This window comes from Psychrobacter sp. Choline-02u-9 (assembly GCF_002836505.1).
Lineage (GTDB): Bacteria > Pseudomonadota > Gammaproteobacteria > Pseudomonadales > Moraxellaceae > Psychrobacter.
Window position 1 is genome coordinate 65,802 of sequence record NZ_PJBF01000055.1, and the last position, 12,123, is coordinate 77,924.

General features: G+C 41.5%; 11 protein-coding genes. 2 read left to right on the forward strand and 9 right to left on the reverse strand.

Features of this window, described 5'->3' with window-relative positions:
- Positions 1-23 precede the first annotated feature (23 nt).
- The 4 genes from CXF69_RS09015 to CXF69_RS09030 form a co-directional block, all read right to left on the reverse strand.
- Positions 24-1,511: an aldehyde dehydrogenase gene (locus CXF69_RS09015; protein WP_102078410.1), complete on the reverse strand. Its 1,488-nt coding sequence runs from the start codon at positions 1,509-1,511 to the stop codon at positions 24-26.
- A gap of 52 nt (positions 1,512-1,563) precedes the next feature.
- Positions 1,564-2,427 carry a 4-hydroxy-tetrahydrodipicolinate synthase gene (gene dapA / locus CXF69_RS09020; protein ID WP_102078411.1) on the reverse strand — a complete coding sequence of 288 codons (864 nt, stop codon included), beginning with the start codon at positions 2,425-2,427 and terminating at the stop codon, positions 1,564-1,566.
- A 100-nt stretch (positions 2,428-2,527) separates the two neighbouring features.
- Positions 2,528-3,790 (reverse strand): NAD(P)/FAD-dependent oxidoreductase, encoded by a 1,263-nt coding sequence (locus tag CXF69_RS09025; protein ID WP_102078412.1) that lies wholly within the window; start codon positions 3,788-3,790, stop codon positions 2,528-2,530.
- A 69-nt stretch (positions 3,791-3,859) separates the two neighbouring features.
- Positions 3,860-4,849, reverse strand: coding sequence for a proline racemase family protein (locus tag CXF69_RS09030; RefSeq protein ID WP_102078413.1), 990 nt, complete (start codon positions 4,847-4,849; stop codon positions 3,860-3,862).
- Positions 4,850-5,083: 234 nt separating this feature from the next.
- On the opposite strand from CXF69_RS09030, the gene CXF69_RS09035 reads away from it, so the two are divergent.
- Entirely contained in the window at positions 5,084-5,881 is a 798-nt protein-coding gene (locus CXF69_RS09035) for a helix-turn-helix domain-containing protein (protein WP_102078414.1), read from the forward strand.
- A 41-nt stretch (positions 5,882-5,922) separates the two neighbouring features.
- Here CXF69_RS09035 and CXF69_RS09040 read toward each other — a convergent pair whose 3' ends face one another.
- Together CXF69_RS09040 and CXF69_RS09045 are read right to left on the reverse strand one after the other, a co-directional pair.
- Positions 5,923-7,188 carry a tyrosine-type recombinase/integrase gene (locus tag CXF69_RS09040; protein WP_102078415.1) on the reverse strand — a complete coding sequence of 422 codons (1,266 nt, stop codon included), beginning with the start codon at positions 7,186-7,188 and terminating at the stop codon, positions 5,923-5,925.
- A 1,308-nt stretch (positions 7,189-8,496) separates the two neighbouring features.
- The gene (locus CXF69_RS09045) at positions 8,497-8,988 is read right to left on the reverse strand and encodes a hypothetical protein (protein WP_227522952.1); all 492 of its coding nucleotides are present in this window, start codon (positions 8,986-8,988) and stop codon (positions 8,497-8,499) included.
- A gap of 202 nt (positions 8,989-9,190) precedes the next feature.
- Here CXF69_RS09045 and CXF69_RS09050 point away from each other — a divergent pair, with 202 nt between their 5' ends.
- Positions 9,191-9,859, forward strand: coding sequence for a hypothetical protein (locus tag CXF69_RS09050; RefSeq protein WP_101205886.1), 669 nt, complete (start codon positions 9,191-9,193; stop codon positions 9,857-9,859).
- A gap of 298 nt (positions 9,860-10,157) precedes the next feature.
- Here the strand turns inward: CXF69_RS09050 and rhuM are convergent, their stop codons facing one another.
- The 3 genes from rhuM to CXF69_RS09065 all read right to left on the reverse strand — a co-directional run bounded on the left by rhuM (position 10,158) and on the right by CXF69_RS09065 (position 12,000).
- Complete coding sequence (rhuM, locus tag CXF69_RS09055; RefSeq protein WP_228706767.1) at positions 10,158-10,502, reverse strand: RhuM family protein; 345 nt, start codon at positions 10,500-10,502, stop codon at positions 10,158-10,160.
- Positions 10,503-10,600: 98 nt separating this feature from the next.
- The gene (locus CXF69_RS09060) at positions 10,601-11,344 is read right to left on the reverse strand and encodes a M90 family metallopeptidase (RefSeq protein WP_101205887.1); all 744 of its coding nucleotides are present in this window, start codon (positions 11,342-11,344) and stop codon (positions 10,601-10,603) included.
- 83 nt (positions 11,345-11,427) lie between these two features.
- Positions 11,428-12,000, reverse strand: a complete 573-nt coding sequence (locus CXF69_RS09065; RefSeq protein WP_101205888.1) for a TetR/AcrR family transcriptional regulator — start codon at positions 11,998-12,000, stop codon at positions 11,428-11,430.
- Between the last annotated feature and the right edge of the window lie 123 nt (positions 12,001-12,123).

Below are 12,123 nucleotides of genomic sequence, written 5' to 3' on the forward strand. Positions count from 1 at the left end.
TGGATAGCGGACAATGTCAGTTCTTAGTTCACCAACCAGATAGTTTTGGTTTGGGTATACTGGGACAACGCCTCTAAGCCATTGTCACGACCGCCGAAGCCAGATTGTTTATAACCACCAAAAGGTGTCGTAATATCGCCCTCAGAAAAACCATTAATCGAGACGGTACCAGCTTTAATAGCGGATGCCACGCGGAATGCGCGATGGATGTTTTGTGTATAAAAGGAAGCGGCAAGCCCATAATTACTCTGATTGGCGAGCTGAATAGCTTCCTCTTCGGTTTCAAAACTAGTGACAGCTAAAAGTGGACCAAAAACTTCTTCTTTAAACAGCGTCATGTCTGGGCTGACATTATCAAAGACGGTAGGCTCGATATACCAGCCACTACCGAGTTCATCGTGGATACGTCCACCTGCGATCAAACGAGCACCCTCCGTTTTTGCAGTATTGAGATGTGATATTACTTTCTCAAAATGCGCTTTTTCGATCATTGGGCCAATAGCGACCTCGGGGTCGTAAGGATGACCAACCTTCCAAGACTGAAGACCTTCTTTTAATAGTGTTAATAAGGCTTCTTTTTGACTAGAATGGACAAGTAGACGTGAACCACAGCTACAGTTTTCGCTCATATTCCAAAAGGCAGCGGATAAAATATGATCGATGGTTTGTTCATTGATAATGGCATCTGCAAAGACGATTTGAGGGCTTTTGCCACCACACTCTAAGACGACTTCCTTAAGATTGCTTTGTGCAGAGTACTGTAGAAACAGTCGACCGACTTCGGTTGATCCTGTAAAAGAAACCATATCAACATCCATATGCTGACCGAGTGCTGCACCTACTTCTTCACCAAGCCCACAGACTAACTGTAACGCCGCTTTTGGCACGCCAGCCTCGTACGCTAATTGTGTTAATCGATATGCTGAGAGCGAGGTCAATTCAGCAGGTTTAACAATGACTGAGTTGCCAGTTATTAATGCGGGTGCAACTTTCCATGCATACATTTGTGCTGGAAAGTTCCATGGTAGTACTGCACCCACTACACCAATAGGCTCTTGTACCACAAGGCCTAGCGCATCAGCTCCAGTAGGAGCAACCTTGCCAAAAACTTTATCAGCCGTTTCGGCGTACCATTCGAAGGTTTCAATCGTAGCGGGCAGGTCAGTGTTGAGACATTCCGTAATAGGCTTGCCTGCATCGACGCAATCTAAGGCAGCTAACTCATCCATATGCTCATGCATTAACTGACACCAACGCTGCATGATAGCTTTGCGCTCTGCAGGAGACATCCGTCGCCACTTACCATGTTCAAAAGCATCTCGGGCTGCCGTTACCGCTGTATTAACATCTTGCTGACTTCCATTAGCAATGCTACCTATACAGGTATTATCAATAGGGCTGTAGTTAGGGAGTGTTGTCTCGGATACTGGTGCTGTGGTATCTATTAAATGGCCTGCCCAAAGCTGTTGGTTGCTGGCGAGTTCGAAGACTTGCGCTGTGGTCATACTCATTAGATTGTCCTTTTCTATACAATGGTAGGAATGATAAGAATGGTGCGATGTATCAAGACAGAAGTGCTAAAAATGACTGAGTCTCTTCTTTTGACATATCAGTCAAAGGTAGTCGTACTGACCCAATATTGATGCTCCCGTTAATGCAGCCTGCTTTGGCTTTTTGGTTATAGTTTCCAGACTCCATAGAGTGGATAGCAGGATACATGGCTGTCATCAGCTCCTTAGCATGGTTCCAATCGCCTTTTTGTGTGGCTTCAAACAATGCGACTTGTTCTGCTGGAAATACGTTAGCCGCACCAGCGATCCAGCTCTTAGCACCCCAAAAGAAGAAATCTACTGGTTGGTCGTCACAACCACAAACCACTTCAAAGTTTTCAAAATCAGCCTGTAGCATACGTAATGCATGGCTAAAATCGCCGCTGCTTTCTTTGACACCTACAATATTGGGATGTTTGGATAAATGCGCGACGGTTTCAAACTCAATGCTTACACCGACGCGTGCTGGAAAATTGTACATAATGATAGGTAAGTCAGTGGCATCAGCGACGGTTTCAAAATGCGCAATAATACCGTCTTGGTCTGGTAGGCTATACGGATTGGCTGATAACATTAAGCCGTCGTAGCCCAAGTTTTTGGCTTGGTGAGCAAGTTCGATAGAATGATTGGTCGATAAACTGTTGATACCTGCAATTAGAGTGACTTTGCCTTTGGCAGCGTCAGCGATAGTGGTCAAAACCAGCTCACGCTCTGCAGGCGAGAACGTGTAGTATTCCCCCGTTGTACCGCAAGCTACGATTCCGGTAACGCCTTTTTCTATGAATACATTGACCAGTTCGGTTAACTTTTGAGTATCAATATCTCCATTAACATCGAAAGGAGTAACGATAGGGACTAAAACGCCATGAATGTTCATATAAATATCCTTATTTGGAAGTAAAAGCCGTTAGTAAGCCATGAGCTATTAGCGACGTTGTTGGTTCTATGAATTGTCATAGAGATAAGATGTTCGATTATTATTTAAAAGACTTACGTTTGAAGCGATTTAGACGATAGGCAGTAGGATCTACCATGGCAGTATCGACAAAATACAAAGCCGCGATCATCTGTGCGCTTACCACAGCTTGGGTCAGACCTAGATGCTGATGACCAAAGTTTAAAAAGACTGAGTTATGTTTATCTATGATGGGTAGCGAGTCTGCTGTAGAAGGTCTAAACCCCATCCATTGCGTATTGCTGTCACTATCTAGTGGGGCCTTTAGCATTGCTTGAGCTTGTTTCAACAGCATATTCGCACGGTTCATGTTTGCTGGCGCCTCAAGTCCTGCATACTCAACAGTGCCAGCCAAGCGCAGCCCTTTCTCCATTGGTGTCATAATAAAGCGGCGATCCATGCTAGAAATAGGGATGTTGAGACGCTGACTTTCGTTAGGAAGCATCAGGTGATAGCCTCGCTCTGTATCCATTGGTACTGAGACGCCTGTTAGCTGTTTGGCTAAGGCTTTGGAATGAGCTCCTGCGGCGAGCATAATTTTGCTGGCATGAAGCTGCTTTTGTGTCGTCGTCAAACGAATACCATCAGTTATTACTTCCGCGCTCAGAACACGGCAGTTTTCATAAATTTGACCACCAAGCGATCTAAAAATAGTGCTTAATTTATGGGTAATGGCTTCTATATTGGTGATATGCCCTGTCTCTGGAAAAAACAAAGCACCCAGTTGATTGTCTTTTAACGCAGGCTCAAGATCTGTCAGTGCTGACTGTGAGAGTAGGTTGTTAGAAACCCCTAAACTATTTAAGCGTTGACCATGTTCAGTCAGCACTTTTAGACTGTTGGGCGTCTCTGCAGTTAATACAGAGCCTTGTATTTGCACCCAAGAATGTAACTGCCACTCTTTGGCAAAATCTTGCCAAGCTTGAAGGCTCTGTGCATTTAATGCCAAAAGCGCTTGGTGACTACGTGCAAATGGTTCGGTACGCATATTAAGTAATAACTTGAATGCCCATGGTGCTAAGCGTGGAAGGTAGCGCCAATCTATCCGCAGAGGCCCTTCAGGGTTGAGTAGCATGGCAGGAACATGTCGTAGGATACTGGCATCAGCAATAGGGAAAACCTGTTCAGTGGCAATGTGACCTGCGTTACCATAAGTTGCACCGCGACCGATTTTATCGGCTTCCAAAATCGCAACTTTTACCCCGCGAGACTGTAGGGTAACCGCAGCACATAGCCCGATAATGCCACCACCGATAATATGTATATCAAACACTTGTGTGTCCATGAGACTCTCGCTTTTCTGACCTTACTGAGCAGTGATTGGTTGCGTTCTAGAAGCCATACAAACGGGTATTTATAAAGAAATACCCCATTTGAATGGATCGCTGTCTTGAACGATGAGAGAGGTCTCTGCACATACGTAGGCGTACCCTCGGATCGTGGGGATAATAGTATTGATAGGGTGGTTATGAAGAGGGTTATGATTACTAAGCACATCAATAGGCTGATAGCTGGCACTAAAGACACTGCCAATGATGCTTTGCTGATACCAAGTCTCACCAGGTGCGAGTACATTGTCGGCGGCTAAGCAAGCCAATTTGGCACTGGTTCCAGTACCACAAGGAGAGCGATCGTAGGCAGATCCAGGGCATAATACGAAGTTTTTGCTGTTAGTGCCGGTGAGATCGCTCTTGCCAAACAGTTCTATATGATCAATTTCGCCATTGTTAGCACCCATAATTCCAGACTTATGAAGTGCTTCCTTAATCTGTATGCTAAATTGAGTAAGCGCCTCAACATTATTGGCTTCAATAGCTTGCTTATGATCGTTGACTAAGAAAAACCAATTACCACCCCAAGCAATATCTCCATAGATAGGACCGATATTGGGTACTTGAACTTCTACTTGTTTTTGGTAGCGATAAGAGGGGACATTTTGGACGCTACAACTACCATCATCATGCAAGGTTGCTTTAACTAGGCCTACGCTTGTTTCTAGATAGTGATCACCAGCGGTTATCTTTTGTTGATAAGCTAGAGATGCAATAACGCCGATAGTGCCATGGCCACACATACCTAAATAGCCATGATTATTAAAGAAGATCACGCCAGCCGTGGCACGAGGATCAGAAGGCGGGCACAAAAGCGCTCCGACAAGCACATCATTACCACGAGGTTCTAGGATAATACTTTGACGTAAATGATCGAAATTCTGTTTGAAGTCTTGAAGTTTTTCTTGAATAGATTGCCCACTAAGCTCAGGAAATCCTTCATACACCATACGAGTAGGTTCACCGCCAGTATGCGAATCAATAATCTTAAGAGTGAAAAGCGTATCAAACATGACTGCCTACCTGATTCATCCGTGAGTTAATATACTGTTAGCATTATTCATAAATGAACAAAGCGTAAATATAGAATGACGTTTTTCAGAAAAGCAGTCTTGATGTTTTTATATGAATAAATGCGCATTTCTGCACAGGTTATAAGGATATTTAGGAGTATAAATATTGTGTAGCACCCTAAAATACCTGAAAAGCTCAACGACAAGCTTGAGATGCTATATGGGAATATACCGATGCGGCCGTTAGTATTAGAAACACCTACAGAACAACTGTCAAAACACCTACAGACTTATCAACCAGCCAATTTTGATGAGTTTGTTGGCAATATATCATTATTGATGCCTTTGTTTGACACTATGAAAAATGTGGTGTTTTTTGTTAAAGATGACCAAGCATGCTATCGATTAGTCAGTAAAACGCTCATTAGACGCAGCGGGCTTAAAAACAAAAAAGCACTAATAGGACTGACTACAGAGCAAGTCTTTCTGGAGTCTCAGGGCAAGGATTATCTCAATCAGGATCTGAGAGTGTTAAAGGAAGGCAGGGAGATTGTTGATAAGTTAGAACTTCATAGTTATGCATCAGGACAGCTGGGATGGTGTATCACGCAAAAAATCCCCGTCTATGATGTAGAAAATCATATTGTAGCGATGGTAGGTATATCAATAGATATTGATGAAGATAACGAGCGGATATTACGCAAACACGCTCGATTGGCAAGCGTAGATCAATACGTACGAGACAATCTTGATCAAAAAATTAATATTGGTGAATTGGCGAAATTGGCAAATCTTAGTCAATCGCAATTGGAGCGTACCTTCAAAGCAGTACTGAATATGTCACCCATTCAGTTTGTACAAAAAATCCGTCTAGAGCATGCCATTCGATTATTAGCGAATCATAAGCTAACAGTAACTCAAGTCTCCTTAAACTGTGGATACGGTGATCATAGTGCCTTTAGTCGACAGTTTAAGCAGTTTACTGGGATGTCTCCTGTGAACTTCCGTAGAATACATTTCAAAGAAGCATAAATAAAAGCAAAAAATATGGTTTTTGATTTTAAAATAACTCTCTAACGACTCCGAAGCTCATCTATATAATCTGCCCAATCTTGCATCATCTGTACCCTGGTGTCGATTTCATCAAGCCTGTTGTAAGCTCCGCCATGTGTGTCTTTTATCCTGTGACCTAGCTGTAATTCTGTGACGATGTCAGAATAGCGTAGCTCAGGCTGTTCCATAAGCAAGGTTTTAGCAGATGCTCGAAATCCATGCGCACATTGCACGTCTTTATATCCAAGTCGGTGGAATATCTGTACCAACGTCGCTTTACTAATATAAGCATTGCTTGAACCGCGCATCGAGGCAAATACATGCTCTTTATATCCTGTAATTGACTGGATGTTTCGTAATCGCGAAATTACTTGCGTGGCTAAGGGAACAACTAAGTGCGAGACCATATCGTCACGACCTTCGCCCTTAGTCGGGGAGAATGCCCATGTATTAGTATCCCAATCGATGTCATCCCAACGCATCGAGCGCAGATCGATACTACGTACAAACACATAAGGTAATAAGTTCATTGCCTCTAATGTAATCTTACTTGCACCTTTAAAAGTGGACATATCCTTTAGAAGCGTCGCAAATTGATCTGGTTTGGTGATGGCTGGCAAGTGATTGCCTGAATTGGCAGGTGCAAGCTCACCACGGGTATCGACAGCTACATTTCTATCGCACAACCCTCGAGCAACAGCGAATGAAAATACCTTTTCAGTATACAAACGAGTGCTAGCACCAACGAAAGTTGCTTGATTTTCATTGTTTTGAATCGACTCACACACGCTTAGTATCATCTCACTGGTGATATCGTTCATTCTCAAGTCGCCAATTTCACGACACATGTATCCGAGACATAAATCCCAAAACTTAAGGGTTGACTCACTGTATGACGGTTTTTTAGATTTACTTTGATTGCGACCTGCTGTTTTGTGTTCTCGCCATGCTTGAGCAACGTCAGAAAATGGTGCATTTTTTAGGTGAGTATATTTATTGGTTTGCTCTTTTTGCTGGATAGATTTAGGGTCAGAGCCGTTTGCGACGATGTTAAGTATGGTGTCTGCTTTATACTTAACCTCATGGAGACTGACATCCTCAATCTTACCCAACATCATCCTAGGGCGTTTGCCCTCGATATGCGGATGGGAATAACGTAAGTAGTATTCCTTTTTGCCATTTGGATAAATACGAAGACTTAAGCCAGCCACACCCGAGACGCTGACAGAATAATCTTTGTCTCGGCATTCGAGCTTGTTGATATCGTTTGCAGTGTCGATAGCCATAATGTATATCCGTCATATGATAATTAAGGTTTATGATAGGTTTATGATTAATAACTTATAAAAAGTCTCTTCTGTAGAAAAATATAGAAGTATTGGACACTGTCATGGACGCTGGTATTCGTTAGTATTATTAGTAAATCCTTTTAGGTAATGGCTCTTAAGACGTAATTATCCCCAAGGTTCACTTGGGAATAATTATAGCATAGTGGCCAAATATTGAGTAGGCCATACGCTGAGAGGGTTACACGGCATTTCTACCAGTTATTTCGATACATAGTTAAATGCGATTATGGTATCCATGATTGATTCGGCAAGGAGTTGAGCATATTCTCTACAAAACACATGCTCCTGTACTCGCACAGAATATAAAAATCAGGGTTATAGTACTGTTCTGTGCAAATTTGGAATGTACCAATTTTGAGTGGTTTATAGAAAATATATAACGAAAGGCTGAATATATTAAAAAATATCAATAGATAGCTCATTCATCTTAAAAATGGCTTGATAACAATAAACAGAGGACGGCTGTTTGTGGGTAGATAAAATTCATCGCTCTACAAGAATAAGCAGAGTCAGTTCTAATGATTTAACAGTCTGTCTATGATTTAAATTTACAAGGTTATACGTAATGACTTAGGTATAGCGTTTAAAGACTAGATAAGATTGGAAATATTCGAAGGAGTTACAACGTCTGGCTGATTTTTTGCAATTAGATATAGGTTGGTGATATTGAGCGATGTCTAGCCACACAAATGATGGTTATCAAAAATAGGCTATTAGCATATCTATATTAAAGACTTAGCCGGTGGACACGGATAATAAATAAGCTATCGCAGACGAATAGCCATGATCATATCGAAGAAAAAGCTAATGATGGGTTTGGATGTAGCCATTCGTATTATCGCAAATCATAAAATATTAATAACCAGTCATACAGAGCATTCAAACCTTAACGTCTAATAAAACGTTAAATGATTGACGTAATAATATACCTGTCAGAGATGTTTAGAAGTAAAACTGATCAAGCGTGAACTATCATCCAAAAGATTCGGTTGAATTAACAGGACAGAGTTAGTCGGTGAGAGCTAAATAGTTTGGTAGGATGTTTATACCTAGCAGTATCAGAAATGTATGATCGTCATGATTCTATAGTTAGTAAGGCTTAAACCTACGACCTAATAGACTTTATTTAACATAATATACATTATACGAAAACAAACTAGCGGTTTTAGTAGCTAAGCGTAAAACCATTTACACCATGTCATTCTTATGCCTTATATCAGATTTAATATTAGTTATAGAGTTTTACTAACGACAATTTTCAAGTAAATGCTGACGCAAAGTTTTGCCATCCTGATTTAAAACCACGTCTGCGACTTGGCAATTTTTATCATTGTCATCACATGACAGCTCATAATAAACATCGCTACCTTGTGCCAAGCTAACCTGAACCAATCCTTGAGCAGTTATTGAAAACTTCTTGTCTTGCGTATAGTCAGGATCTTGCGAGCTCCAAAGCACATCGTAATCTATATTGCAGGACGTCTGAGTTTTATCAAAATACGCTTGCTCAAGTTGCATCGCTGCTTGCAAGTCAGCATCAGCGTATTGCTGCAGCACTACAGGATTACTCATACCTTGATCATCAATATCTTGTTGGTACATTTTCGTGATGGTCGCAATCTTCATATTAGCCATGGCATTTTGTTTCTGATCTACTTTTGATACATCCGCTATAGCGTGACCGACAGGCATCAGTCCTATGGTTAATAGTAATGTCAGCGATTTATATGTTGGCATTTTATTCTCTGCGAGCTTTTGTCCTATAAGTGTTACCGACTATTACATCATACCTATATTCGGACTCTGCTGTATTATCGTATCATTCAGGTTTACTTACTAAAATATCGATTACATAGCGCTTTTATGGTATTTTTTACCAGTTCCCATGACAATTTATAGTGATGTTTCTTTCGCTAATAACTGTGCTAAGGATAATTTTATGATGACATTACCTGCTTTTTTTAAGGAAAAATCTGCAACATTAGTCTCTAGCAGCCTTCTGTTATTCACGCTAGCTGCTACGGGTTGTCAGTCTGCTTCTGAGTCCAGTGAAGCCATTGTATCTCAGCCAACCAGTAGCTCATCAACACCTAGTAATGCTGATATCAGCCAGCAAACCCTTAGGCAGCAAGCGTTACGTATACAGCGCGCACTGGCAAATAAGGACTTTTCTAGAATCACTAATGATATCCATCCAACACGTGGCGTTCGTTTTTCGATGTACGCTTATGTACGGCCTGAGTCAGATAAGGTTCTTAGCCGCGGGCAATTTGCACAGTATTTACAGCAGTCTAACATTCAATTTACTTGGGGCGAAAAAGACGGTACTGGCGATCTATTGGTCACGCCGTTGCCTGCTTATCTGGATACTTGGGTGGATGGCAAAAAGTTCAATAATGCTAGTATCAATGTCAATGAATTCAAAAATAATGGTAATTCTATCAATAATTTAAAAGAAATATACCAAACATCAGATGTTGTAGAATTTTATTATAAAGGCACGGATGAGTATGATGGTATGGACTGGCGGGTACTACGCTTGGTATTTGATGAGTATCAAGGCAAGCGTTACCTAGTGGCGATTATCAATGATCAATGGACGGTTTAAGGTGTAGAGAAAGATTGCCCGACAACTTTTATAAGGCTTGTTTAAATTGGCAACCTGCTCTATCTGGTTATAAATGCTATATATATTCAAATAAATATATATAGCGGCTTGTACTATATGGTCTTTGGTATAGTTTTTAATGACAAGCTTGTTTATTGCCCTTCTAATGACAACATATTCATAATCAATTTGATCAAATTTTTTTTGATTGGGGTCAGACTCAGCGACCAATAAGGTCAATGCCGCAAGCCCGGTATTATTGATGACCATGTCGCCTTTATCATTCAGCAGTCGATGATTACAGTGTAAAAAATCCACGAACAAAAAAGCGCCGCTGCGTTGCCCAACGTCTAAATTGCACGCCTTGAGGAGATTTGATGCGATAGCCTACTGATATAATCACATCTAAATCATAAAAAGTCACCGGGCGATCAGAATTTGCAATATGCATTTTTTGCATATTGCTTTTTTCAGCGATTTCTTCATCTTTTATGGCATTGGCGATATGACGAGAAATTACTGATTGATCATGACCAAACAACACAGTCATTTGTGCTTGTGACAGCCAGACAGTCTCTTGCTCAAAATGTACATCTACTCGTGCCTTTCCATCAGCACTTTCATAGATTTCTACTTTTGCCACATTATCACTTATAGTGTTAATCACCTCAGCTTCCCCAATTCCAATATGATTATGCTGTCTTGAATACAACTTACTATCACAATCTCCATAAATATCACTTATAACGGCGTCTGACGAAAGAATTTCACCATAATATGATAAATATCAGGATAAGCATCAACCAGCTTTTGCGGCGTTTCAAAAAATACTTCACTCAGAACCGCAAAAAACTCAGCAGGATTCGTCGCTCCATAACGATCTAGACCTGACTTACGATGTGTCTGAAAGTCCTCAAAATCGCGGCTCATAATCTGTGTCCAGTTTGCAGGATTCATATTAGGTTGCATGGGCGGAAAGCCATTGGCACGGCCATTCATCATATCGAGCTTATGAACAAACTCATGAATGACAACGTTATGCCCGTCACGTTCGCCTGAGTGCTTGGCATCTCTCCATGAAAGAATAACAGGCCCTCTCAGCCATGCTTCTCCGCTACGGTGTTGACTGCCTTCGTGGACGATACCAAACTCATCTACCGTGGTACTGTTACTTTTGTACGAGCCAGGATAAATGATGATGGATGACCAACCAGCATACCAATCAAGGCCTAAGTTTAAGATCGGCAAACACGCTTGCAGTGCAATCGACTGTCTGACAGCATTCGTAATTTCAAAGCCTTGTGCACCAGTGATAGATTTATCAGCTAAAAATAATGTTGCTAACTCAAATAAATGTTTCATCTCGTCAACATTTAATCTATCAAGTATCACGATACGCTCAGCCGCTTGCATCCAGTCAGCCTGAGTAAATTCACTGTTGTCTAGTATGCGCTGTTCACGCCAGTCTTTTATGATGCCAAACATAATTTGCTATCCTTAAACCTTACGATATTGAAATAACTCAGCCTAGCATGCACTCACTTGCCACAAATATGCCAATATCGTTACTAAGAAGACTTTATGGCATCTAACTGCACTTCTACCACTCGTAGCGCCATTGATTTCCAGTCCAAATTTATATCATCAGTAAACACCATGTGGTGACTGATACTCACGTACCCATGTACGATTGCCCAAATATCTAGCGCTATTTGTCTGCGCTCCTCAATAGTCGCACCATCTGGTAGATACGAGCCAGCCACCCGTACCAGTTTTGAAAATGCACTGTCTCTGGCTGCAACTGCTTCTTCAGAGGGCTGATATCCTGCATCAGATTCCCCAAAAATCAGCCGATAGTGTGCCTCGTGTTGCTCGCCTACATTGAGATACCCTAGGCACGCCTCTAGCACTTGCTCTTTGCTTGCCTTGCCTTCTGGAATGACATCCATAGCTTCACGGACTAGGTTAAATCCTTCTATGTACAGCGCATCTAGTATGCCTTGCTTACCTTGGAAGTGACTGTATATACCGATGGTGGACAGTCCTGCCCGCTTGGATATAGCGCGTACACTTAAGGCATCTCCGCCCCCTTCTAAGAAAAGCTCAGATGCGGCGTTTAGTATTTTGGTTCTAGCATCCATTAGATTCTCACTATATCTTGACAATTATAACAGTGTTATTCTAGTATATAACACTGTTATGCACAAACGATTATGAATTGATTGTGTTGATAGAAACTCAACTTAAGAGTAAGGACGCTATGA